Genomic DNA, 22,493 nt, shown 5'->3' on the forward strand with positions numbered 1-22,493 from the left:
GCCGGCGAGGGAGACGGAATATGGCTAGCGGTAAGGAAATCCGTACCAAGATCAAGAGCGTGCAAAACACGCGCAAGATCACCAAGGCCATGGAGATGGTGGCTGCGTCCAAGATGCGCAAGGCGCAGGACCGGATGCGTGCTGCCCGCCCCTTTGCCGAAAAGATCCGCCGACTCGCCGCGAACCTGTCCCAGGCCAATGTGACCGACTACAAGCACCCCTTCCTGGTCCGCAAGGACCAGGTCAAGCGGGTGGGCTTGATCCTGGTGACCACCGACAAGGGTTTGTGCGGTGGCCTCAACACCAACGTCCAGCGTATCGCGCTCAACGCGATGAAGGACTGGGAGTCCTCGGGCGTGACCGAGATCCGTGCCTGCGCAATCGGCAACAAGGGTCTGGGCTTCATGCAGCGCATGGGCGCCAAGGTGGTGTCGAACGTCACCCAGTTGGGTGACACCCCGCACCTGGAAAAGCTGATCGGTCCGGTCAAGGTCATGCTCGACGCGTTCCAGAACGACGAGCTCGACGCGGTTTACCTGGCCTACACCCGCTTCGTGAACACCATGAAGCAGGAACCGGTGCTTGAGCAGCTGCTCCCGCTCACCGGCGAGAAGCTGGGCACGCCCGACAGCTCGTGGGACTATCTCTACGAGCCGGATCCGCAGGTTGTCATCGACGAGCTGCTGGTACGTTACGTCGAGGCGCTGGTCTATCAGGCCGTGGCCGAGAACATGGCATCCGAACAGAGCGCGCGCATGGTGGCAATGAAGGCCGCTTCCGACAATGCCAAGAACGTGATTGGCGAACTGCAGCTGGTCTACAACAAGACCCGCCAGGCCGCAATCACGAAGGAGCTGTCGGAAATCGTCGGCGGCGCCGCCGCGGTGTAACGGATTATTGATTTAAGGATATGACGATGAGTCAAGGTACGATCGTTCAGTGCATCGGCGCCGTGGTGGACATCCAGTTCCCGCGCGAATCGATGCCCAAGGTGTATGACGCCCTGAAGCTCGAGGACGCTGCCGACTCCTTCGCCGAAGCTGGCCTGACCTTCGAGGTCCAGCAGCAGCTCGGCGACGGCGTGGTGCGCACCATCGCGCTGGGTTCTTCCGACGGCCTGCGCCGCGGCATGAAGGTTTCCGGCACCGGCAAGCCGATCTCCGTTCCGGTTGGTCACGGCACGCTGGGCCGCATCATGGACGTGCTGGGTCGCCCGATCGACGAGGCCGGCCCGATCGAGACCGACGAGCTGCGCGCGATTCACCAGAAGGCGCCGAAGTTCGACGAGCTGTCGCCGTCGGTCGAGCTGCTCGAAACCGGCATCAAGGTGATCGACCTGATCTGCCCGTTCGCCAAGGGCGGCAAGGTGGGCCTGTTCGGTGGCGCCGGCGTTGGCAAGACCGTGAACATGATGGAGCTGATCAACAACATCGCGAAGCAGCACTCCGGTCTGTCGGTGTTCGCTGGCGTGGGTGAGCGTACTCGTGAGGGTAACGACTTCTACCACGAGATGAAGGACTCCAACGTTCTCGACAAGGTCGCGATGGTGTTCGGCCAGATGAACGAGCCCCCGGGCAACCGTCTGCGCGTGGCGCTGACCGGCCTGACCATGGCCGAGCGTTTCCGTGACGAAGGCCGTGACATCCTGTTCTTCGTGGATAACATCTACCGCTACACCCTGGCCGGTACCGAAGTGTCCGCGCTGCTGGGCCGTATGCCTTCCGCGGTGGGTTACCAGCCGACGCTGGCCGAGGAAATGGGCCGTCTGCAGGAGCGAATCACCTCCACCAAGGTGGGCTCGATCACGTCGATCCAGGCGGTGTATGTGCCGGCGGACGACCTGACCGACCCGTCGCCTGCGACCACCTTCCTGCACCTGGACTCCACCGTGGTGCTGTCGCGTGACATCGCCGCGCTGGGTATCTACCCCGCAGTCGATCCGCTCGACTCCACCTCGCGCCAGCTGGATCCGCTGGTCGTGGGTGAAGAGCACTACGGTGTCGCCCGCCAGGTCCAGCAGACCCTGCAGAAGTACAAGGAACTGCGCGACATCATCGCGATTCTGGGCATGGATGAACTGTCGCCGGAAGACAAGCTCGCCGTGGCCCGTGCGCGCAAGATCCAGCGCTTCCTGTCGCAGCCCTTCCACGTGGCGGAAGTGTTCACCGGTTCGCCCGGCAAGTACGTCTCGCTGAAGGATACGATCAAGGGCTTCAAGATGATCGTCAGCGGCGAACTGGACAGTCTGCCGGAACAGGCCTTCTACATGGTCGGCAACATCGACGAGGCCATCGAGAAGGCGAAGAAGCTGCAGTAATTCGTCCGCCCGCGCGGTACCTCGGTGCCGCGCGGATTTGAAAAGGAAACGACATGGCTATGACGGTTCACGTCGACATCGTCAGCGCGGAAGAGCAGATCTTCTCCGGGCTGGCGGAATTCGTCGCGCTGCCTGGCGAGACGGGTGAACTCGGCATCCTGCCTGGACACATGCCGCTCATGACCCGGATCAAGCCGGGTGCGGTGCGGGTGCGTGCCCAGAATGCGACTGAAGAGGAACTCGTCTTCGTCGCGGGTGGCCTGCTGGAGGTTCAACCGGGTCTGGTGACGGTGCTTGCCGATACCGCGATTCGGGGCAAGGATCTGGACGAAGCAAAGGCGCTCGAAGCCAAGCGCAAGGCAGAGGAAGCCATGGCGAACCAGACCGCACGTCTGGACTACGCCAAGGCCCAGGCTGAGCTCATGGAGGCGGTTGCGCAGTTGGCCGCAATCCAGCGTCTGCGTAAGCGCGGCCACTGATCGCAGCCGCTAGCAGCAAAGAAGCAGCCTACGGGCTGCTTTTTTTTTCAGATGTTCTGCGCGCGACCCGTCAGTGCTTCCGTTCCAGCTTCGTGACGCGTTTTTCCAGACGTGCAAGGTCGTCCCGCAAGGCGATGAGCTGCTGCGTGAAGGGAACAAGGAAGGCACGGGGAGTCAGCACGGAGGCCTCCTCGGTCAGGTATTCCGCAAGGCTGCCGCCAGCGCGCTCCATCGAGCGTTTGCCTTCATCGAGCACCTTGCGTCCACTGCCCACAATCCGGTGCGCGGCAATGTCCCCGAACAGGCGGGACAGATCCTCTTCTGCGTCCCAGCGCAGATGGCGGAACACGAAGCCGAGCGCCTCGGCAAACTCGGCGTTACCTTCGATGCGTACGTGGCGCATCGCAGAGCCGAGGCCATTGGCAAGCAGTTGCGGGAGTTCGGCGAGTGCGAAGCGGAGCGTGACTTCGGGCTCGCCTTCACCCGCCCACTCTGCAAACTGCCCGTCGGCCGCGATGCAGAAGTCGATCTCCCCGAGCGGAGCAAGCGCCAGGCGTGCCGTGCGTCCGGCGTGGGGCTGCAGCCGCTGACGCGCCCAGCCAGATTGGGAGAGGAGATGGTTGGTGGCGGAGAGAAAGACGCTGGAAAGCATGGTTCAAGCCTTTTCGGGAGAGCGTGCGCGACGCATTGGCCGGACTTGGTGCAGCGACCGCCTGGGTCGGCCCCGGCATGAAAAAACGGATCGCGCCCGGAGGCGCGATCGTGACCTTCATGCTGTCGCGTGCACAGGAGCGGCCCGCGGGCCGCGCCACAGCACCCGCCCGCTCACTGAGACTGCTGGACCCCAGCGATCAGCCAGCCGCCGCTGCCGGCAAGCGGCTTGGTAAGGTGCCAGATTTCGCTGAAGGCTTCCGGCGCCGCGTCCGTCTGTTCGCGAAGCAGACCACTGAAGCGCACGCTGACCACGTAGCGGCTGTCCTCTTCGGCCACGTCGATCACCTCTGCATCGAGTTCGACCACGTCGGTGCGCTGTTCTGCGCCGCGACGCTCGTTGATCTGCATGGCGAGCTCCGCGAACACCTCGGGGGTGGTGAACTCGCGCAGGTCGTCGAGGTTGCCGGTGTCGTTGGCCGCCTGCAGGCGGATGAAGTTGAGCTTGGCCTGGCGGGCGAAGCCGTCGGCGTCGAAGCCGGACGCGCGGGCCCGTTCAAGGTCGGTGTTGGCCGGGGCGCCCGACGTCAGCGGCTGTTGTGCCTGAAAGGCAGCGGGTGCGCCGCTGCCCGCCTGTGCGCCTGCGTACTGCAGGCCACCCTGGCGGCTGGATGCGCCCCCGCGACGGAAGATCAGACGGAACAGGAAGAAGGCTGCCGCAGCGAGTAGGAGCAGCATCACGAAGTTCGCAAAGCCCTCGCCGAGGCCGAGGTGCGAGAACAGCGCGGCGAGACCGAGACCCGCTGCGAGGCCCGCGATTGGGCCCATCCACGAGCGCTTGGGCTGCGCGGCCGCGCCAGCGGTTGGGGCCTGCTGCTGCGTGGCGGCGGGCTGACGTGGTTGCTGCGCCGGCGGGGTGGCGTTGCGCTTCATGCCGAAACTGCTGCCGCCCCCAAGGCGCTTGGCTTCGGCTTCGGGAACCGCAAAGCCGAACGATACGACGGCAACCAGCAGCGTGATGAGAAGGTGCTTCATTGTGCGTTTGTCTCCAGGTTCAGATCTTGTAACCGCGGTGCAGGGCGACGACGCCTGCCGTCAGGTTGAAGTAGTCGACCCGGCCGAGGCCGGCTTGTTCCATCATCGCCTTCAATTCTTCCTGACCGGGGTGCATGCGGATGGATTCCGCCAGATAGCGATAGCTGTCCGCATCGTCTGCCACCTTCGCGCCCATCCAGGGCAAGAGCTTGAAGGAGTACAGATCGTAAATCGGCGACAGCGGCTTCCAGACGCGCGAGAACTCGAGTACCAGCAGGCGGCCGCCCGGACGCAGCACGCGCCGCATCTCCGCGATGGCTGCGTCCTTGTGGGTCATGTTGCGCAGGCCGAAGGCGACCGTGACACAGTCGAACCAGTCGTCCGGGAAGGGCAGCTTCTCGGCATTGCACTGTGCTGCGGGCATGGCGTAGCCGCGGTCGACCATGCGGTCTCGGCCGATTGAAAGCATGGCGTGGTTGATGTCCGTCAGCCACACCTGTCCGCTGCGGCCCACCTTGCGTGCGAACGCAAGCGAGAGATCCGCAGTGCCGCCGGCGACGTCGAGCACGCGGTCGCCCTCCCGCACGCCCGAGATCTGGATGGTGAAGTGCTTCCACAGACGGTGCAGTCCGAAGGACATGAGATCGTTCATCACGTCGTACTTCTGCGCCACCGAGGAGAAGACCTCGGCCACCTTCTTTTCCTTCACTTCCTCGGCGACGGTCTCGAAGCCGAAATGGGTCGTCTTGTCACGCATGATCTGCTCAGTGTTGATGGCCGCACCCGCCCTTGGCGCGGGCAGGCGGAGTAGGGACCTTGGCGGGGTCGCGCGTGCCACCGTTGCGCTCCAGCGCCTCCAGGTACGCGCTCCAGAGTTCTTCCTGGTGGCTGGCGATGGAGTACAGGTAGTCCCATGAATACAGCCCGCTGTCGTGGCCGTCGGAGAACACCGGCTTGATCGCGTAGTTGCCGACAGGGTGGATGTCGACGATGTCCACGTCGCGTTTGCCTTGCTGCAGGGTTTCCTGCCCAGGGCCGTGTCCGCGTACTTCGGCCGACGGCGAATAGACGCGGAGGAACTCGAAGGGAAGCGTGAAGCGGCTGCCGTCGTCGAAGGCAATCTCGAGAAGCTTCGACAGGCTGTGCAGGGTGATCTCGGTAGGGATCGGAGTGGTTTCGTCGAGTCCGGCCATGGCGTCAATCCCGGTTCAGGGGCCACAATCATACCCGAATCGCCGGAGCTGGTTTCCGGCCAGTCGGGCGCGGGTCTGTTTCGCTTCCATGACCTGTCATCAAAGCGTCAAGGACCTGAAATACACTGCGCCTGCCGACAACAGGGAGTTCAGGCATGCCAGCGAACATTCTTCTCGTGGAAGACGAGCCTGCGATCCAGGAGCTGATCGCCGCCAACCTGGCGCGCGCCGGTCACCATGTGGTGCGCGCCGCCGATGCCGAAACCGCACAGCGCATCGTGCGCGAGGCGCTGCCCGATCTCGTCCTGCTGGACTGGATGCTGCCCGGTGCCTCGGGCGTGGAGTTCGCACGCCGCCTGCGTGCCGACGAGCGCACGCGCGAGCTGCCGATCATCATGCTCACCGCACGCGGTGAGGAGCAGGACAAGGTCACCGGTCTGGAGATCGGTGCCGATGACTATGTGACCAAGCCGTTCAGCCCGCGCGAACTCGTCGCGCGCATCAAGGCGGTGCTGAGGCGCCGCGCGCCGCAGGTCACCGAGGACGCGGTCGAACTTGGTGGGCTGCGTCTGGACCCCGCCACCCACCGCGTCACCGCAGGAGAGGCTGCGCTGTCGCTCGGGCCGACCGAGTTTCGCCTGCTCCACTTCCTGATGACGCATCCGGAGCGGGTGCATTCGCGTGCCCAGTTGCTGGACCAGGTCTGGGGCGACCACGTATTCGTCGAGGAGCGTACGGTCGATGTGCATATCCGCCGGCTGCGGAGCGCGCTCGAGACCAGCGGCCACGATGGGTTGATCCAGACTGTGCGCGGCAGCGGCTATCGCTTCTCGGTCCAGGTGGCGAACCCCGCCACCCCCGCCTGAGGCAGAGGCCGCCGCCTGCGATGCCCATGAGCCGGCTCTCCCTCCGCTTCGTCACCCTTGGCGTTGCCACGCCGGTCGTTGCGCTCTTCGGGCTCGCCGCGCTCGCCGGGCTCTATCGCGGCGCCGATGCAGCGCTGGCCCTGATCTTCGTGGGCTTCCTCGGCGCATCGATCATGCTCGCACGCAACCTGCGACTGCTGGTGGCGTGGGCGCGTCAGCCCGTCGGCACCCCGGCGCCGCAGGGCGAGGGCCTGTGGGGGCAGGTTTTTGCCGAGCTGGGTGGTCGCATCCAGCGTGAGTGCGAGGTCAAGGAGCGCTTGTCCGCCGAGCTCGGGCGGTTCCAGCAGGCCGCGATGGCGATGCCGGACGGTGTGATCTACTTGGGCGAGGACGACCTCATCGAGTGGATGAACCCGATGGCCGAACAGCACTTCGACCTCGACCGCCGCAATGACCTGCGCGCGCCTTTGCAGAACCTCGTGCGTCAGCCTGAGTTTGTTGCCTATCTCCGGTCCACTCATCCGGCCGAGCCGCTGGTCATGCACCCGGCGCGACGACGCGACCGCAGCCTGCAGATCGAGGTGGTTCCGCTCGCGGCGGGGCGACGCATGGTGCTCTCGCGCGATGTTTCACAGCTCGAGCGTCTGGAGAACATGCGGCGGGACTTCGTCGCCAATGTGTCGCACGAGCTGCGCACGCCGCTCACGGTGGTCGGCGGCTTCCTCGAGACGCTGATCGACGGCCTGGACGACTTCTCGCGCGAGGATGTCGTCCACTTTCTGACCCTTGCAAGCGAGCAATCCACCCGCATGCAGCGGCTGATCGAGGAGCTGCTCACCCTGTCCGCGCTAGAGACCGGCGCGCCAGGGGTCGGCGAGGCACCGGTGGATGTGCCCGAGCTGGTGGACGAAGTCTTCAGGGAAACCGAGCTGCTGTCGGCGGGCCGCCACGAGATTCGTCTCGCGCTCGATGGGGGTGGCGAACTGCTCGGGAGCCGCAAGGAGTTGCACAGTGCGTTCTCCAATCTGGCGAGCAATGCGGTGCGCTACACGCCTGCGGGGGGGCACATCGAGATCGGCTGGCGGACGGGTGCGGGGGGCGGCGAGTACTGGGTGCTCGACGATGGCATCGGCATCGATCCGGTGCATATCCCGCGTCTCACCGAGCGCTTCTACCGCGTGGACCGGAGCCGCTCGCGGGAGACGGGGGGCACCGGTCTGGGGCTGGCGATCGTCAAGCACATCGTCACCCGCCACCAGGGTGAGCTGAAGATCGAAAGCCAGCCCGGCGCGGGAAGCCGGTTTGCGATCCTGTTCCCGGCTTCGCGTCTCAAGTCTGGCTGAGCGGCTGGTCCACGGCGTCGAAACTGCACTGGTCGAAGTTGGCGCCGCGCAGCAACAGCTTGCACAGCTTCAGGTGGCGCATCTGGTCTCCGTCCCGGATCTCGATGCCGCGGTCGGCCTGGAACCACATCGAAGGCAGCACGAGGGATGCCGGTGTCTTGAGTGCCGGCGAGGCCGGCAGCATGAAGGCCTGATGGAAGGGGTTTCGCCCGCCCGGCGCTAGCTGGCGGGCCGCCACAACGCGAGGAATTCCCGGCAGGATATTGATGCCGATCTCAAGTGTGCTGTCCTCGCGGTACATCAGCCAGCTCAGATCGGCGAGGAGGATCTTCTCACCGTCGTGCGGGTCGATGCCGATGAGCTGGTGGTGCTCGAGCCGGGCTGCATCTCCCCGGCTCTGCAGGCGGAACCCGCCTACCGACTGGTCGAGCAGGTCCCAGCTCTCCAGATCGAAGCCCAGGTTCATCGCCTGTTCCTGGCGGCGTTGCTGCGCCTTGTCCGGGTTGTCCGCCATCGGGACCCGTTCACCGAAGGTAAAGAGCGAGATGTCGTCGCGCAGCTTGCCTTTGGGCGCTTCGATTGCAGGTTGCTGGAACAACTCACCCTTGATCGCGAAGCCGATCGCAAGCCAGTCCCCGGTGAGTCCAATCTCGCCGCTCTTGCTGCGGCGTGGGAAGCGTCGCCCGGAAGAGGCCAGACCCCAAGGGCGGTACAGGGACAGCAGCAAGCGCGCGCAAGCATTGGTCGGACAGTCTTCGCCCAGGCCGAGTGAAGCGGGTTTGACACCGCGTTTGAACTGCGTCAGCACGGCCTGGATCTGGCTGGCCAGCGCGCTGCCGTCGAAGCGCAGCAGTGAGTCGGTGCGCTGCATCAGACCGAGGGGCTTGAGGCCGCAATCGTGTTCGGTGTCGACGCCATAGGCGGTGGGCTTCTGTCCGTCGAAGCTGCGGTCGAGGGTGCAGTAGGGTGCGAAGCGCTGCGCCCAGCGCACCACCCAGTTCAGTTCGCGTTCGCTGCGGCCATAGGGGTTCGCCAACTCCACCAGCAGCGTGGAGATGTAGGCCTCGTGCGGGCTCTGTGCGCGCCAGATCTCGTTAAGTGGCTCTCCGACCCGCACGCGCGCGACACCGTTGTGCACGGCCGCCGCGTACGCGGCATGAACGGCCTGCCAGGCGCCCGCCGATACTCCGCGGTGCGCACGGAAGTGCTCGATCAGCGCCTGACCTTCGTAGAACAGGCAGCGCTGGGCCAGCAGTGCGCGCTGGTCATCAAGCAGGCCTGCCGGGCTGGCGGCTTCGGCAAGACGCGCATATGACTTTGCCATTGCCCTCCACAGCCCGGTAACCCGGCCGAAGTCGTTGTTCTCGTCCTGATTGGGAGGCAGCGGGCGGGTGCAGTAGGTGCGTGCCAGTTCTCCCTGGACGAAGCTCAAGGTTTCACGTGCGGCCTCCAGCACCTCCAGGTGCTGGTTGGGTGCCGGCCGGGCATGCAGGAGCCCGTCGATGATGCGGACCAGGGTTGCGTGGGTGGTGCGGAAATCGATCGGGTGCAGCTTTTGCAGGAGTTCCAGGCAGAAGGCGGGTTGGGCGTAGTCCATGGGCGTCCGCTCCGGTCAGTCCGGTCTGGCGCAATTGAGTGCTGCATCGATGGCCCGCGCGAGAATGACCGGATCCGCCGCGGCGTGGACCTGCCCCTCGCGCTGCGCGGACCCCCACACCGATTCGGGAAAGTGCCGGTCGTCCCGGTAGCGGGGGATCACATGCCAGTGCAGGTGCGGCACCATGTTCCCGAAGCTCGCGAGGTTGATCTTGTCGGGATGCAGTGCCGAGCGCAAAGCCGCTTCGGTGGCCATGACGACCTCGAACAGATGCATGCGGTCCGCCGCCGAAAGGTCGGTCATCTCGGCGATGTGTTCTTTCCAGACCACGCGGCAGAACCCCGGGTGGGCTTCGTCCTCCACGCGGAGGACGCAGCAGCGACCGTCATCCCAGACGATCTGTTCCGGCGGCAGGGCGCAAAGCGTGCAATCCATGGATGCTCTCGGGCAGGGTGGGTGCAGAATCCGACATGCAGTTTAAATCCTGCAACGCACTGCGGGGGAGGAACTGTTACGCACTTTCCGGCGCCTTTGCACTTGTGCTGGTCAGGGGGTTCGTGCTGGGGGTGGGCTTTGCGCCACGGTTCCGGTTTCTCCCAGGGCGACGGGGGCGCCCTCCCTGAATGCGACCAGGTTGCCGGGCGGGATCTGAGTCCAGCTTTCGTTGTCGGTGAGCGGGGTGGTCGCGATGACCGCCACACGGTCGTCGGGTGTCGTCACGTGACGGAAGTCGAGTTCCAGATCCTCGTCGGCCAGGCGGGCGACGGTGAACGGCGCCTGGCGGATGATGTAGCACAGGCGCGAAGAGCAATGTGCAAACAGCCAGTCACCGTCCGAGAGGAGGAAATTGCACTCGCCGAGGCTGCCGATCTCGCAGGCGAGTTCGCGCAGGGCCGCATGCAGCGCGTCGGCTGCAGGCATGCCGTGCGGGAAGCGTGCGGCGAGCACGTCGAGGATGTGGCAGAAGGCGAGCTCGGAATCCGTGCTGCCGACGGGCTGAAAGCGGCCCGAGAGCGGCGGCGCGAACGGCTTCAGGTTGCCGTTATGGGCGAAGATCCAGTATCGGCCCCACAGTTCGCGCTGGAAGGGATGAGTGTTCTCCAGGCGGACATCGCCCTGTGTCGCCTTGCGGATGTGTGCGATGACGTTGAGCGACCGGATCGGATACTGGCGGACCAGTTCGGCGACGGGTGATCGGGCGCTCGGGGCGGGGTCCAGGAACACGCGTACTCCCTTGCCCTCGAAGAAGGCGATCCCCCAGCCGTCGGCATGGTGATCGGTACGCCCTCCGCGTGCGCGGAAGCCGGCAAAGGAAAAGCAGATGTCGGTTGGAACGTTGCAGTTCATGCCCATGAGCTGGCACATCATCGAGCTCCGCAGGAAGGACGCATGCAGTATACCCATGGGCCTGCGCGGTGCAGTGACCGGCTCATCCAGGGGCGAATCAGTCCTCCGGGGGCGAATACGCTCACGGGGGGCTTGTGCTGTCCCGTGCGCGCGCCGCGGCCGATCCGGGGTGGTCGATGAGGCGGTCGGTCAGGCTCGCGCCCACCCACATTGCGCTCAGCGTCAGCCAAGCGGTGAGCGCGAACACGGCTGCACCCGATACGCCGGCACCCACTGCGCAGCCGCCGGCGAGCATGCCGCCGAAGCCCATCAACAGCGCACCGGCAATGTAGCGCTTCATCGCGTGGCCGCCTTCGAAGCCCTCCAGCTTGAGCTCGCGCGCCAGGGCCGCAGCGATGAAGGAACCCAGGAACACGCCGGGAACCATGCCCAGGTCAAAGTTCAGCGGTTCGCCGGGTGGAGACAGCACCAGCATCAGCACGTCGGCCGAGGGACTGGTGAAGGACAGGCTCTGTACCGGTGTGGGCGAGAAGCTGACGGTGGAGAGCTGGAACGTGAATAGCCAGGCACAGCCCACCATCAGCCCGGCGGCGATCGCGCCCGCAGAAATGCGCGCGCCGATACCGCTGCGGCGGGCGAGCCACAGCCCGGCGACGAGCCAGACAAGACCGAACGCCAGTCCGCCGCCGTTACCCAGACCGCTGAGGGCGAGCAGGTCGCGGGCGCTGCCGCCTTCGATGGTCCACAGCGTGCCGAGCGCTTCGCGCCATGGCGACAGGATGCCGTCCATCGAAGCCTGGGCCGTGACCGCGAAGATCAGTCCTGAGAGCAGCGCGCGCAGATTGCCATTGGCGGCGAGTACCAGCAGCCGGCTTGAGCAGCCACGCGCGAGCACCATGCCGATACCGAACAGCAGCCCGCCGATGATCGGCCCCGACAGGCTGCCGGGGCTGGAGAGCTGGCGCACGTTTGCGGTGTCGAACACACCGGCGAGGATCAGCCCCTGGGTCAGCACCAGCGCTGCGGCAAAGGCCAGCAGCCAGACCGCGAGTCGGGGCCCCGCCTGCATGCGGGCCACCTCGATGACCGCAGCGCGCAGGCAGAAGCGCGCGCGCTGGGCGAAGAAGCCGAACAGCGCCCCGATGGCGAGTCCGCCGAGCGCGAGCGTCGTGTCCTCTCCGAGCTGGTCGAGGATCCGGGCCACGGTTTCCATGTCTCCTCCTGCGCCGGCATGGATCTGCCGGCTTGTTTAGAGGAAGAGAATATAAGAATGTGTCCAGGTTTGGGGCTTTGTGTTCCGGACGGAGGGGGGCGGGCTCAGCCCTCGAGCTTCCTGCGCAGCAGTTCGTTGACCTGGGCCGGACTGGCCTTGCCCTTGCTCGCTTTCATGACCTGGCCGACCAGGGCATTGAAGGCCTTCTCCTTGCCGGCGCGGAACTCGTCCACCGACTTCTGGTTGGCGGCGAGCACCTCGTCGATCATGACCTCGATTGCGCCCGTGTCGGTGACCTGCCTGAGGCCCTGCTTTTCGATGATCTCGTCGGCCGCGTTTGCCTTTCCTCCGCCCTCGCCGTTCCACAGCGCCTCGAACACCTTCTTGGCGATGGCGTTGGAGAGGGTGTTGTCGGCGATGCGAGCGACCAGCCCGGCGATCTGTGCGGGCGACACCGGCGATGCAACGATGTCGAGCTCGGCCTTGTTCAGGCGTGCGGCGAGATCACCCATGACCCAGTTGGCGCAAGGCTTTGCGAGTGCGGCGCCCGCGGCAGATACGGCGGCCTGGTAGAAGTCGGCGACTTCCTTGGATGCCGTAAGCGTGGTGGCGTCGTAGGCCGACAGGCCCCATTCATCCATGAAGCGCGCCTTCATCGCCCCGGGCAACTCGGGCATCTCGCCCTGCACGCGCGCCTTCCATTCTGATGCGATCACCAGCGGCAGCAGGTCCGGGTCGGGGAAGTAGCGATAGTCGTGGGCGTCTTCCTTGCTGCGCATCATGCGCGTCTCGCCGGTGTCGGGGTCGAACAGCACCGTGGCCTGCTGGATGCGCCCGCCGTCCTCGATGGTGTCGATCTGCCACTGCACCTCGTAGTCGATCGCCTGCTGCAGGAAGCGGAAGGAGTTGAGGTTCTTGATCTCGCGCCGGGTGCCGAACTCGGTCGCCCCCTTCTTACGCACCGAGACGTTGGCGTCGCAGCGGAACGAGCCTTCCTGCATGTTGCCGTCGCAGATGTCGATCCAGCGCACCAGCGCGTGCAGTGTGCGGGCATAGGCCACGGCCTCGGCGGACGAGCGCATGTCGGGCTCGGAGACGATCTCGAGCAGCGGCGTGCCGGCGCGGTTGAGGTCGATGCCGGTCATGCCGTGGAAGTCCTCGTGCAGGCTCTTGCCCGCGTCTTCCTCGAGGTGGGCGCGGGTCAGGCGCACGGTCTTCTCGTAGGCCTGCTCACCCTCGCCGACGCGGATCGTGATCGCGCCGCCGACCACTACCGGCAGGTCCATCTGGCTGATCTGGTAGCCCTTGGGGAGGTCGGGGTAGAAATAGTTCTTGCGCGCGAACACGCTCTTCTCTGCGACGTGCGCGCCGATCGCCAGGCCGAAGCGGATGGCGCGCTCGACTGCGCCGCGGTTGAGCACCGGCAGCACGCCGGGCAGGGCGATGTCCACTGCGCTTGCCTGACGGTTGGGTTCGGCGCCGAAGGCGGTGCTGGCGCCGGAGAAGATCTTGCTGGTGGTGTTGAGCTGGGCGTGAACTTCCAGCCCGATGACGACTTCCCAATCGGATCGGCTCATCTTCTTTCTCGTGTTGCGTTCGGCGTCAGGCTGCGCAGCCTGGGCGGCGGGCGTGCCAGTCGGTGGCTTGCTGGAAGCGGTGTGCCGCCTCGAGCAGGCGGGCCTCGGCGAAGTAGTTGCCGATCAGTTGCAGGCCCACCGGCAGCCCGCCTGCACCGAAGCCGGCGGGGTGCGAAAGGCCGGGCAGGCCGGCGAGGTTTACCGCAATGGTGTAGATGTCAGACAGATACATCTGCACCGGATCGTCTGCCATCGCGCCGAGCGCCCAGGCTGTGCGAGGCGTGGTCGGGCCGGCGATGAGGTCGCAGTGCTGCAGTGCGGCCTGGAAATCCTGTGCGATCAGGCGACGCAGGCGCTGGGCCTGCAGGTAATAGGCGTCATAGTAGCCATGCGAGAGCACGTAGGTGCCGACCAGGATGCGGCGCTTGACCTCTGCGCCGAAGCCCTCCGCACGGCTTTTTGCATACATGTCGGCGAGATCGCCGTAGTCGGCGGCGCGGTGGCCGTAGCGCACGCCGTCGAAGCGGGACAGGTTGCTCGAGCACTCCGCCGGCGCGATCACGTAGTAGGCCGGGATCGCCAGCTTTGCGTTGGGCAGGGAGACCTCGACCGTGGTGGCGCCGAGCGCGCGGTACTGTTCAATTGCGGCGTCGATCGCGGCGCGCACGTCGTCCGCCATGCCTTCGGCAAAGAACTCGCGTGGCAGGCCGATGCGCAGGCCTTCGAGCGGCTTCGCCGCAGCCGGTGCGGCAAGCGCGGCGGCGTAGTCCTCGGTTGGACGTTCGAGGCTCGTGGAATCGCGCTCGTCGAAGCCGGTCATCGCGGACAGCAGCAGCGCGCAATCCTCTGCGCTGGCGCCGAAGGCGCCGCCCTGGTCCAGCGAGGACGCGTAGGCGATCATGCCGTAGCGGCTCACCAGGCCGTAGGTCGGCTTGATGCCGGTGATGCCGCAGAAGGCCGCCGGCTGGCGCACCGAGCCGCCGGTGTCGGTGCCGGTGGCGATCGGCGCCAGGCGCGCCGCGACCGCGGCGGCCGAGCCGCCGGACGAGCCGCCGGGCACGTGAGCCGTGCTCCACGGGTTCTTCACCGCGCCGTAGTACGAGCTTTCGTTGGACGAGCCCATCGCGAACTCGTCCATGTTGGCCTTGCCAAGGCTCACCACGCCGGCGGCCTTGAGCAGGCTCACCACATGGGCGTCGTAGGGGCTGACGAAGTTCGACAGCATCTTCGAGCCGCAGGTGGTCAGCACGCCTTCGGTGCAGAACACGTCCTTGTGTGCGAGCGGGATGCCGGTAAGCGCGCCGGCCGTACCGGTGGCGATGCGCTCGTCGGCGGCGCGGGCCGCGGCGAGCGCACCCTCGCGATCAACGGTGATGAAGGCGTTGAGCTCGGGATTGAGTGTGTCGATGCGGTCGAGGAACAGGCTCGCGAGTTCGACGGCGGAGATCTGCCGCGCATCGAGCGCACGGCGCAGTTCCGGGAGGGAAGCGTTGATCATGGGCTGGGCGGGAGTGTGGGCATTGCGAGCGGCGCAATGCGGATCATTCGATGACTTTCGGTACGAGATAGAGGCCCGCCTCGGTCTGCGGCGCGACCTTCTGGAAGGCGTCGCGGCGGTCGGCCTCGGTGACAAGGTCGGGGCGCAGGCGGGTGGCGAGTTCCTGCGGGTGGCTCATCGGCTCGACGCCGGTGGTGTCCACCGCCTGCATCTGTTCGATGAGGCCGAAGATGCCGTTGAGCTTGTCGCGCGTGGCCTCGATTTCGGCCTCGGAAAGGGCGATGCGAGCGAGGCGGGCGATGTGCCCGACCTGGTCATTGGAGAGCGACATGGCGTAACAAAACCTGCTTAATCCACAAAGGTTTGTAGGTTATCATAAGTGCCTTTGCCCCGCCCGGGGCTGCGCCGCGTTGCGGCGACGGGCGGGGTTTTCGCATTGCGGCGCGCCTGTCTGCCGCCTTGCGCGGTCAGACCTCCTCCACCGGTTTCGGAAGGTTTCATGTTCGGTTTCCTGCGCTCCTATTTCTCCAACGATCTCGCGATCGACCTCGGCACGGCCAACACCCTGATCTACGTGCGCGGCAAGGGCATCGTGCTGGACGAGCCCTCGGTGGTTGCGATCCGGACCGAAGGCGGTCCCAACGCCAAGCGCTCCATCCAGGCAGTCGGCCACTCTGCAAAGCAGATGCTCGGCAAGACCCCCGGCAACATCACCGCGATCCGCCCGATGAAGGACGGCGTGATCGCTGACTTCGTCGTCACCGAGCAGATGATCAAGCAGTTCATCAAGAAGGTGCACGACTCGCGCCTGCTGTCGCCCAGCCCGCGCATCATCATCTGCGTGCCCTGCGGTTCCACCCAGGTCGAGCGCCGTGCGATCCGTGACGCGGCCCTTGCGGCGGGCGCATCGCAGGTGTTCCTGATCGAGGAGCCGATGGCGGCGGCGATCGGCGCAGGCCTGCCGGTGTCGGACGCGACCGGCTCGATGGTGGTCGACATCGGCGGCGGCACCACCGAAGTCGGTGTGATCTCGCTCGGCGGCATGGTGTATGCGGGCAGCGTGCGGGTCGGCGGCGACAAATTCGACGAGTCCATCGTCAACTACATTCGCCGCAACTACGGCATGCTGATCGGCGAGACCACCGCCGAGAACATCAAGAAGGAGATCGGCTCGGCCTTCCCCGGCTCCGAGGTGCGTGAGATGGAGGTCAAGGGCCGCAACCTGGCGGAGGGTATTCCGCGCAGCTTCACGATCTCGTCCAACGAAATCCTCGAGGCGCTGACCGAGCCGCTCAACCAGATCGTGTCTGCGGTCAAGATTGGCCTCGAGCAGACCCCGCCCGAGCTCGGCGCGGACATCGCCGAGCGCGGCATGATGCTGACCGGCGGTGGCGCGCTGGTGCGTGACCTTGACCGCCTGCTGATGGAAGAGACCGGCCTGCCGGTGGTCGTGGCGGAGGAGCCGCTGACCTGCGTCGCACGCGGCTGCGGCATGGCGCTCGACAAGATGGACAAGCTCGCGTCCATCTTCACCTCCGACTGATGCATAGCCCCGGCCCGCATGCCGGGGCGTGCGCTTCCTGACGGCCTGTGCTTTTTCGCGGATGTCTCTCGTCGGCCATCAGCCTCCTCCGATCTTCAAGCGTGGCCCGGCAGCGCCGGCGCGCCTGTTCGGCTTCGTCGCCATCTGCCTGGTGCTGCTGGTGGCAGACCTGCGCTTCCGCTACCTGGAAGTGCTGCGCAACGGGCTGTCGGTGGTGACCTACCCGCTGCAAATGGCCGCGTCCGCGCCTGCAGACGTGGCGCGCAACGCTTCGCGCTACTTCGGCACCCTGATCGACGTTCAGCGCGAGAATGCCGAGCTGCGCCGCATCCAGCTCGATGCCGGGGAGCGTCTGTTGCGCTTCGATCTGCTCGAGCGCGAGAACGCCGAACTGCGCGGCCTGCTCGAGATGTCGCAGCGCGTGCAGACACGCAGCATCGCGGCCGACATCCTCTACAACGCCCCGGATCCCTTCGCGCGCAAGGTCATCCTCGATCGCGGCGCACAACAGGGCGTCGAGGCGGGGCTGATCGTCGTCGATGCCCGGGGCGTGATCGGGCAGGTCACGCGGGTGCACCCGGTGCAGTCCGAGGTGACCCTGCTCACCGACCGCAACCAGTCGGTTCCGGTGAGCGTTGTGCGCAGCGGTGTGCGCGGGGTGCTCTACGGCATCGGGCGAAGCATGCTGGAGATGCGCCACGTGCTGGCAGACGTGGATGTCCAGCCCGGCGACCTGCTGGTGACCTCGGGGCTGGATGGGGTTTTTGTGCCCGGCTTGCCGGTGGCGAGGATCACCCGTGTGGACCGCGACGCGGGTGCCTTCGCGCGCATCGACTGCGAGCCGCTGGCTGCAATCGAGCGCAGCGTCCAGGTGCTGGTCGTGGGGCGCGCGTCGTATCCGCCACCGCCGCCCGACGCAGCGGGAGGGCGCTGAACCATGCAGCCGACCCACCGTTCGCGGCGCATCCTGTTGCCGGTCAAGCTCTGGTTCGTCTACCTGAGCCTCTTCCTCGCGCTCGGCCTCGAGTACATCCCCACTGGACGCACCCCGGGCCTGCCCGACTGGGTGGCGATGGTGCTGTCGATCTGGTGCGTGCGCGAGCCCCTGCGCATCGGCATGGGGGCGGGCTTCGTGTTCGGCCTGCTGCTCGATGTGGGTCTTGGCGCGGCGATGGGGCAGCACGCGCTCGCTTATGTCGTGCTGGCCTACCTGTGCACCAGCATCGCACGCAGGGTGCTGTGGTTTCCGGGCTGGCAGCAGGCGCTGCAGGTGCTGCCGGTCCTGCTGATCGCGCAGGGGCTGATGATGGGGGTGCGCCTGCTTGCGGGGGGCGAGTTCCCGGGTTGGTCCTATTTCCTTTCGAGCTTCACCAGTGCAGTGCTGTGGTGGCCGGTCTCGCTGCTGCTGCTGCTCCCGCAGTACCAGCCGGTGGAGCGCGATGACAATCGTCCGATCTGAGGTCGGCGTGCGATGACCGAGTTCCGTGCGCCTGCAGCCGAACTGGCCGGTTTCCGGCTTCGCGTCGTGGTTGCGGCATTGTTCGTGCTGATCTGCCTGGGTCTTCTTGCCGCACGCTTCCATTTCCTGCAGGTGCGCCAGCACGATTACTTTCTCACCCGCGCGGAGGACAATCGCATCGCCTTGCTGCCGGTGGTCCCGTACCGCGGCACCATTGTCGATCGCAAGGGGGTGGTGCTTGCGCGCAACTATGCGACTTACACGATCGAAATCACGCCGTCGCAAGTGAAGGATCTGGAGGCCACCCTGGACGAGATCGCCAAGCTCGTTCCCGTTGAGGCCCGCGACCGGCGCCGCTTCCGGAAGCTGGTCGAGGAGAGCCGCAATTTCGAGAGCGTGCCGTTGCGAAACCGCCTGAGTGATGAGGAAGTCGCGCGCGTGGCCTCACAGCGCTACCGCTTGCCGGGCGTGGATGTGAAGGCGCGCCTGCTGCGCGACTATCCGCACGGCGCCGCAGCCGCCCATGTGATCGGGTACATCGGACGCATCAACCAGCGCGACGTGGAGCGCATCGACGAGACGGGCGAGACGGCGAACTACCGTGGCAGCCTGTATATCGGCAAGGCTGGGCTGGAGTTGTCCTATGAAAGCGAACTGCATGGCACGACCGGGGTGGAGCAGGTCGAGGTCAATGCAGGTGGCCGGGCGGTGCGCGCCCTGTCGAATACGCCGGCAAAGCCCGGCAACGATCTGGAGCTGACGCTGGACATCGGCTTGCAAAAGCTTGCCGAACAGGCCTTCGGCGGCCGCCGTGGCGCGCTGGTGGCCATCGAACCGGCCACCGGAGGGGTACTGGCACTGGTGTCCACGCCGTCCTACGATCCCAACCTGTTCGTCGATGGCATTTCGACGCAGGACTGGAAGGCGCTTAACGAGTCCCCCGACCATCCGATGCTGCATCGTGCGATCTATTCCGCTTACCCCCCCGGGTCCACCTTCAAGCCCTTCATGGCGCTGGCTGGACTGGAGCTGGGCAAGATCACGGCTGACAAGGAGATCGCCGATCCCGGCCATTTCGTTTTTGGCGGTCATCGTTTCATGGACGACAAGGTCGGGGGGCACGGCATGGTCGACCTGCACAAGTCCATCGTCGTGTCGTGCAATACCTATTACTACCAACTCGCAGCCGATCTCGGCATCGGTGGCATTTCAAGCTTCATGGCGCCCTTCGGCTTCGGTGAGCGAACGGGCATCGACCTTCCGGGCGAAGCCAGTGGTGTGCTGCCCTCGCCGGAGTGGAAGATGCGCCGTTTCAGCAAGCCAGAGCAGCAGCGCTGGTATGCGGGCGAGACGATCTCCGTTGGCATCGGCCAGGGTTACAACGCCTATACCCCGCTGCAGCTCGCCAATGCGCTCGCGGCGCTGGTCAACGAGGGCAGGCTGTACCGTCCGCACGTGGTCAAGTACGTAGTCGATTCGCAGACGGGTGAGCGGCGTGTGATCGAGCCTGAGCCGCTGCGCCAGATTCCGCTGCAGCAGGCGCACCTGAAAGCCGTGCTCGATGCCATGGTGGACGTAAACCAGAGCGGTACCGGCAAGCGCGTATTCAAGGATGCCCCCTACAGTGTGGGCGGCAAGACCGGCACGGCGCAGGTGTACTCGCTGCGTGGTCAGCGCTATGACAAGGACAATGTGCGCGAGCGCCTGCGCGACCATTCCTGGTTCGTCGCCTACGCGCCGGCAGAGAACCCTCAGATCGCGCTTGCCGTGCTGGTGGAGAATGGCGGCTTCGGTGCGCAATCGGCTGCGCCCATCGCACGCCAGGTGCTGGACTATTACCTGCTCCACCGTGAGGCCGATGCACCGGCAGCAGAGGACGCAGAGGGCGTGGAGAGCACGGATGGCGTCGAGAGCGAGGCTGCGGGCGCTCCGCATGCAGCGCCTCCGGCTCCTGCGCAGATCCGGCCGGTGCAGGCCGCGGCGAGGGGTGTACGCTGATGGAGAAACGCTTCAACCCGCTGGTGTTGGTGCGCAGCTTCTTCCGCCCGATCGATCCGTGGTTGATACTGCTGCTCACGGTCCTGCTCGGTGCCGCGCATCTGTTGATGAAGAGTGCGTCCCCCGAGCGGCTCGACGCCCAATTCATGCACTTTGGTGTCGCGCTCGCGGGCATGTGGGTGCTCGCCTTGCTCAAGCCGCAGCGCTTGCTCGCGCTCGCCGTGCCGCTCTACCTGCTGGGCGTGCTGCTGTTGCTCGGTGTGGAGCTTTTTGGCGAGGTGTCCAAGGGGGCGCAGCGCTGGCTCGATCTTGGCGTGGCCCGCATCCAGCCCTCCGAGCTGATGAAGATCGCAATGCCCCTGATGCTCGCCTGGTTCTTCCAGAAGCGGGAGGGGCAGACACGCTTTTCTGACTTCGTTGTTGCGGGCGTGATGCTTGCGGTGCCGGTGGGTTTGATCGTGATTCAGCCGGATCTGGGCACGAGTCTGCTCGTGGCTGCGTCGGGGCTGTACGTGATCTACTTCGCCGGACTGTCGTGGAAGTTGATCGTGCCACTGGTGGTCGCCGTCGTGATCGGCCTCGGCTCCATCGTCGCGTTTGGCGACACCTTGTGCGAGCCGGAGGTCGATTGGCAGGTGCTGCGCGAGTATCAGAAGCAGCGCGTATGCACGCTGCTCGACCCCACCCGCGACCCGCTCGGCAAGGGCTTCCACATCATCCAGTCCACGATCGCGATCGGCTCTGGCGGGCTCACCGGCAAGGGCTGGATGGACGGCACGCAGACCCATCTCGCCTTCCTGCCCGAGCGCCACACAGACTTCATCTTCGCGGTGCTGGCCGAGGAGTTCGGTCTGGTGGGCGCACTGGCGCTGCTTGTCGCCTACGTCATCCTGTTGCTGCGCGGCTTTCACATCGCCGCGAATGCACCCACGCACGCCTCGCGTCTGCTTGCGGGTGCGATCACGATGATCTTCTTCACCTACGCCTTCGTTAACATGGGCATGGTGAGCGGCATCCTGCCGGTGGTGGGCGTGCCGCTGCCCTTCATCAGCTACGGGGGAACTGCGCTCGTCACGCTTTGTCTGGGGATCGGCATCCTCATGAGCATCCAGCGCAGCCGCTTTGCCGACAAGAACTGAAGGTCCGACGTGATTCACAACCTCCCGCCTCCCGCGCCAGGCATTGGCGCCCGTACCATAGCTGCTCCGCGAAGGTCCGCGTGCTCGCGCTTCCTCGCCCGGCTGCCGCTGCTTGCGGCGCTGGTCGCGGGGTTCGTTTTGACAGGCTGCGGCTCCCAGCCTGCGCGCGAGGCGCCGCGCGCCGAAGCGCCCTCGACCTCTCCTGCGCCCAGGGTCAGCACCCCGCGCGGTGGTGGCTACTACAAGGACGATGGTCCGGATGACATGATTCCCGCCGGGCTGGATGACATTCCGGATGCCGAGCCGCGGGTCGAGCCGCTACACCGTTTTGCCAACCGGCCCTATCACGTCATGGGGCAGAGCTTCGTGCCCGTCACCGAGCTGCGAGCCTTCCGCCAGCGCGGCCATGCAAGCTGGTACGGGCGGCGCTTCCACGGCAAGCCGACTTCCAGCGGCGAGCCCTACGACATGTACGGCATGACCGCGGCGCACCCCACGCTGCCGATTCCGAGCTACGTACGTGTGACGCACCTGGGCAACGGGCGCTCGGTGGTCGTGCGGGTGAACGACCGCGGCCCCTTCCTGCGCGGGCGCGTCATCGATCTGTCCTATGCGGCCGCGCACAAACTCGGCTACATCAACACCGGCAGCGCCGAGGTCGAGGTGGAGCAGATCCTGCCGGGCGAAGCACCCATGATCGCCACCCGCCCGGTGCCGCCCCTGCCGGCGCGTGCCGGTGAAGGCGCGGTTGCCGCCGCCGCGGGCGAGGAACTTCCGGCCGCGCGCGCGTTGGCGCCGCTGGCCCGTGCGGCGGCGCAACCGGCCCCGGGCATCGCGAGCGCAGCGGTGGGCGAATGTGCGGACGCGGCGGTGTGCGGCGCAGCGGCGGGGCTGGCGCCTCCGATTGCATCGGCCAGCGCGGGCATCTTCCTGCAGTTGGGGGCGTTTTCCTCGTACGCGAATGCCGAGGGTTTTCGTGACACTGTGCAGAGCCAGGCCTCCACGCTGGCCGAGCGCTTCGAGTTGCTCGCCGACGGCGAGCGTTTCCGCCTCCATGCGGGGCCCTACGACTCGGTCGATGCGGCGCGCAACGCAGCCGAGCGCATGGGCACCATGCTCAAGCTCAAGCCCTTCGTCGTGGTGCGCTGAAGGCCGCGGATGGCTGCAAGGGTTGAAACAAAGGCTTTCGTTTTTTGGTCTGCTTCGGGGCGGCGCCTATAATCGGGCGCTCCCCTTCT

The 22,493-nt window shown here is 66.0% G+C and carries 22 protein-coding genes; 11 read left to right on the forward strand and 11 right to left on the reverse strand.

The features are described 5' to 3' along the window. The first annotated feature begins 20 nt into the window (after positions 1 to 20). From atpG to ACUH78_RS15615, 3 genes are read left to right on the forward strand one after another with little or no spacing between them, the layout of a single operon-like run. A complete protein-coding gene (atpG, locus tag ACUH78_RS15605) occupies positions 21 to 890 on the forward strand; it encodes a F0F1 ATP synthase subunit gamma (protein ID WP_094269682.1) in 870 nt (289 codons plus the stop codon). Positions 891 to 916: 26 nt separating this feature from the next. Beyond that, a complete protein-coding gene (gene atpD, locus ACUH78_RS15610; protein WP_418364386.1) occupies positions 917 to 2,317 on the forward strand; it encodes a F0F1 ATP synthase subunit beta in 1,401 nt (466 codons plus the stop codon). 53 nt (positions 2,318 to 2,370) lie between these two features. Next, positions 2,371 to 2,796, forward strand: coding sequence for a F0F1 ATP synthase subunit epsilon (locus tag ACUH78_RS15615; protein ID WP_418364387.1), 426 nt, complete (start codon positions 2,371 to 2,373; stop codon positions 2,794 to 2,796). A 70-nt stretch (positions 2,797 to 2,866) separates the two neighbouring features. Here the strand turns inward: ACUH78_RS15615 and ACUH78_RS15620 are convergent, their stop codons facing one another. The 4 genes from ACUH78_RS15620 to ACUH78_RS15635 all read right to left on the reverse strand — a co-directional run bounded on the left by ACUH78_RS15620 (position 2,867) and on the right by ACUH78_RS15635 (position 5,675). Further along, positions 2,867 to 3,448 carry a ubiquinone biosynthesis accessory factor UbiJ gene (locus ACUH78_RS15620; RefSeq protein ID WP_445333954.1) on the reverse strand — a complete coding sequence of 194 codons (582 nt, stop codon included), beginning with the start codon at positions 3,446 to 3,448 and terminating at the stop codon, positions 2,867 to 2,869. A 173-nt stretch (positions 3,449 to 3,621) separates the two neighbouring features. Next, positions 3,622 to 4,482 carry a Tim44 domain-containing protein gene (locus ACUH78_RS15625; RefSeq protein WP_445333953.1) on the reverse strand — a complete coding sequence of 287 codons (861 nt, stop codon included), beginning with the start codon at positions 4,480 to 4,482 and terminating at the stop codon, positions 3,622 to 3,624. Between the two features lie 19 nt (positions 4,483 to 4,501). Further along, positions 4,502 to 5,239, reverse strand: coding sequence for a bifunctional demethylmenaquinone methyltransferase/2-methoxy-6-polyprenyl-1,4-benzoquinol methylase UbiE (gene ubiE, locus ACUH78_RS15630; RefSeq protein ID WP_418364390.1), 738 nt, complete (start codon positions 5,237 to 5,239; stop codon positions 4,502 to 4,504). 7 nt (positions 5,240 to 5,246) lie between these two features. Further along, positions 5,247 to 5,675 carry a gamma-butyrobetaine hydroxylase family protein gene (locus tag ACUH78_RS15635; protein ID WP_435751370.1) on the reverse strand — a complete coding sequence of 143 codons (429 nt, stop codon included), beginning with the start codon at positions 5,673 to 5,675 and terminating at the stop codon, positions 5,247 to 5,249. A 155-nt stretch (positions 5,676 to 5,830) separates the two neighbouring features. Here ACUH78_RS15635 and phoB point away from each other — a divergent pair, with 155 nt between their 5' ends. After that, a complete protein-coding gene (phoB, locus tag ACUH78_RS15640; protein ID WP_418364392.1) occupies positions 5,831 to 6,541 on the forward strand; it encodes a phosphate regulon transcriptional regulator PhoB in 711 nt (236 codons plus the stop codon). A 26-nt stretch (positions 6,542 to 6,567) separates the two neighbouring features. Continuing rightward, positions 6,568 to 7,884 (forward strand): phosphate regulon sensor histidine kinase PhoR, encoded by a 1,317-nt coding sequence (phoR, locus tag ACUH78_RS15645; RefSeq protein ID WP_445333952.1) that lies wholly within the window; start codon positions 6,568 to 6,570, stop codon positions 7,882 to 7,884. Here phoR and ACUH78_RS15650 read toward each other — a convergent pair. The 7 genes from ACUH78_RS15650 to gatC form a co-directional block, all read right to left on the reverse strand. Further along, positions 7,871 to 9,481: a cyclic-di-GMP receptor FimW-related protein gene (locus ACUH78_RS15650; protein ID WP_445333951.1), complete on the reverse strand. Its 1,611-nt coding sequence runs from the start codon at positions 9,479 to 9,481 to the stop codon at positions 7,871 to 7,873. The genes phoR and ACUH78_RS15650 overlap by 14 nt on opposite strands. Positions 9,482 to 9,496: 15 nt before the next feature. Then, positions 9,497 to 9,916, reverse strand: a complete 420-nt coding sequence (locus tag ACUH78_RS15655; RefSeq protein WP_445333950.1) for an HIT family protein — start codon at positions 9,914 to 9,916, stop codon at positions 9,497 to 9,499. Between the two features lie 111 nt (positions 9,917 to 10,027). After that, positions 10,028 to 10,846, reverse strand: coding sequence for a class II glutamine amidotransferase (locus ACUH78_RS15660; protein WP_418364616.1), 819 nt, complete (start codon positions 10,844 to 10,846; stop codon positions 10,028 to 10,030). Between the two features lie 103 nt (positions 10,847 to 10,949). Continuing rightward, on the reverse strand, positions 10,950 to 12,041 hold the full coding sequence (locus ACUH78_RS15665; protein ID WP_418364396.1) for a YeeE/YedE family protein: 1,092 nt from the start codon (positions 12,039 to 12,041) through the stop codon (positions 10,950 to 10,952). Positions 12,042 to 12,145: 104 nt separating this feature from the next. After that, positions 12,146 to 13,618: an Asp-tRNA(Asn)/Glu-tRNA(Gln) amidotransferase subunit GatB gene (gatB, locus tag ACUH78_RS15670; protein WP_445333949.1), complete on the reverse strand. Its 1,473-nt coding sequence runs from the start codon at positions 13,616 to 13,618 to the stop codon at positions 12,146 to 12,148. A 25-nt stretch (positions 13,619 to 13,643) separates the two neighbouring features. After that, positions 13,644 to 15,116 carry an Asp-tRNA(Asn)/Glu-tRNA(Gln) amidotransferase subunit GatA gene (gene gatA / locus ACUH78_RS15675; RefSeq protein WP_445333948.1) on the reverse strand — a complete coding sequence of 491 codons (1,473 nt, stop codon included), beginning with the start codon at positions 15,114 to 15,116 and terminating at the stop codon, positions 13,644 to 13,646. Positions 15,117 to 15,159: 43 nt separating this feature from the next. After that, positions 15,160 to 15,447, reverse strand: coding sequence for an Asp-tRNA(Asn)/Glu-tRNA(Gln) amidotransferase subunit GatC (gatC, locus tag ACUH78_RS15680; RefSeq protein ID WP_435751377.1), 288 nt, complete (start codon positions 15,445 to 15,447; stop codon positions 15,160 to 15,162). Positions 15,448 to 15,615: 168 nt separating this feature from the next. Between gatC and ACUH78_RS15685 the strand changes: the two genes are divergently transcribed. From ACUH78_RS15685 to ACUH78_RS15710, 6 genes are all read left to right on the forward strand, one after another. Next, positions 15,616 to 16,659, forward strand: coding sequence for a rod shape-determining protein (locus ACUH78_RS15685; RefSeq protein WP_418364400.1), 1,044 nt, complete (start codon positions 15,616 to 15,618; stop codon positions 16,657 to 16,659). A gap of 61 nt (positions 16,660 to 16,720) precedes the next feature. Further along, positions 16,721 to 17,593, forward strand: coding sequence for a rod shape-determining protein MreC (gene mreC / locus ACUH78_RS15690; RefSeq protein ID WP_435751378.1), 873 nt, complete (start codon positions 16,721 to 16,723; stop codon positions 17,591 to 17,593). Positions 17,594 to 17,596: 3 nt separating this feature from the next. Then, positions 17,597 to 18,118, forward strand: a complete 522-nt coding sequence (mreD, locus tag ACUH78_RS15695) for a rod shape-determining protein MreD (RefSeq protein WP_418364402.1) — start codon at positions 17,597 to 17,599, stop codon at positions 18,116 to 18,118. Positions 18,119 to 18,130: 12 nt separating this feature from the next. Further along, positions 18,131 to 20,116 (forward strand): penicillin-binding protein 2, encoded by a 1,986-nt coding sequence (gene mrdA / locus ACUH78_RS15700; RefSeq protein WP_418364403.1) that lies wholly within the window; start codon positions 18,131 to 18,133, stop codon positions 20,114 to 20,116. Next, positions 20,113 to 21,255: a rod shape-determining protein RodA gene (gene rodA / locus ACUH78_RS15705; protein WP_418364617.1), complete on the forward strand. Its 1,143-nt coding sequence runs from the start codon at positions 20,113 to 20,115 to the stop codon at positions 21,253 to 21,255. Before mrdA ends, rodA begins: the two co-directional genes overlap by 4 nt. Before the next feature lie 12 nt (positions 21,256 to 21,267). Beyond that, the gene (locus tag ACUH78_RS15710; RefSeq protein WP_418364618.1) at positions 21,268 to 22,404 is read left to right on the forward strand and encodes a septal ring lytic transglycosylase RlpA family protein; all 1,137 of its coding nucleotides are present in this window, start codon (positions 21,268 to 21,270) and stop codon (positions 22,402 to 22,404) included. The last annotated feature ends 89 nt before the right edge of the window (positions 22,405 to 22,493 follow it).

The sequence above is a fragment of the Thauera sp. ZXT1-4 genome (assembly GCF_052598215.2).

Bases quoted from the DNA above. Each gene is read 5' to 3' on its own strand.
- atpG (WP_094269682.1), top strand. From the start codon at position 21: ATGGCTAGCGGTAAGGAAATCCGTACCAAGATCAAGAGCGTGCAAAAC.
- atpD (WP_418364386.1), top strand. From the start codon at position 917: ATGAGTCAAGGTACGATCGTTCAGTGCATCGGCGCCGTGGTGGACATC.
- ACUH78_RS15615 (WP_418364387.1), top strand. From the start codon at position 2,371: ATGGCTATGACGGTTCACGTCGACATCGTCAGCGCGGAAGAGCAGATC.
- ACUH78_RS15620 (WP_445333954.1), bottom strand. From the start codon at position 3,448: ATGCTTTCCAGCGTCTTTCTCTCCGCCACCAACCATCTCCTCTCCCAA.
- ACUH78_RS15625 (WP_445333953.1), bottom strand. From the start codon at position 4,482: ATGAAGCACCTTCTCATCACGCTGCTGGTTGCCGTCGTATCGTTCGGC.
- ubiE (WP_418364390.1), bottom strand. From the start codon at position 5,239: ATGCGTGACAAGACGACCCATTTCGGCTTCGAGACCGTCGCCGAGGAA.
- ACUH78_RS15635 (WP_435751370.1), bottom strand. From the start codon at position 5,675: ATGGCCGGACTCGACGAAACCACTCCGATCCCTACCGAGATCACCCTG.
- phoB (WP_418364392.1), top strand. From the start codon at position 5,831: ATGCCAGCGAACATTCTTCTCGTGGAAGACGAGCCTGCGATCCAGGAG.
- phoR (WP_445333952.1), top strand. From the start codon at position 6,568: ATGAGCCGGCTCTCCCTCCGCTTCGTCACCCTTGGCGTTGCCACGCCG.
- ACUH78_RS15650 (WP_445333951.1), bottom strand. From the start codon at position 9,481: ATGGACTACGCCCAACCCGCCTTCTGCCTGGAACTCCTGCAAAAGCTG.
- ACUH78_RS15655 (WP_445333950.1), bottom strand. From the start codon at position 9,916: ATGGATTGCACGCTTTGCGCCCTGCCGCCGGAACAGATCGTCTGGGAT.
- ACUH78_RS15660 (WP_418364616.1), bottom strand. From the start codon at position 10,846: ATGTGCCAGCTCATGGGCATGAACTGCAACGTTCCAACCGACATCTGC.
- ACUH78_RS15665 (WP_418364396.1), bottom strand. From the start codon at position 12,041: ATGGAAACCGTGGCCCGGATCCTCGACCAGCTCGGAGAGGACACGACG.
- gatB (WP_445333949.1), bottom strand. From the start codon at position 13,618: ATGAGCCGATCCGATTGGGAAGTCGTCATCGGGCTGGAAGTTCACGCC.
- gatA (WP_445333948.1), bottom strand. From the start codon at position 15,116: ATGATCAACGCTTCCCTCCCGGAACTGCGCCGTGCGCTCGATGCGCGG.
- gatC (WP_435751377.1), bottom strand. From the start codon at position 15,447: ATGTCGCTCTCCAATGACCAGGTCGGGCACATCGCCCGCCTCGCTCGC.
- ACUH78_RS15685 (WP_418364400.1), top strand. From the start codon at position 15,616: ATGTTCGGTTTCCTGCGCTCCTATTTCTCCAACGATCTCGCGATCGAC.
- mreC (WP_435751378.1), top strand. From the start codon at position 16,721: ATGTCTCTCGTCGGCCATCAGCCTCCTCCGATCTTCAAGCGTGGCCCG.
- mreD (WP_418364402.1), top strand. From the start codon at position 17,597: ATGCAGCCGACCCACCGTTCGCGGCGCATCCTGTTGCCGGTCAAGCTC.
- mrdA (WP_418364403.1), top strand. From the start codon at position 18,131: ATGACCGAGTTCCGTGCGCCTGCAGCCGAACTGGCCGGTTTCCGGCTT.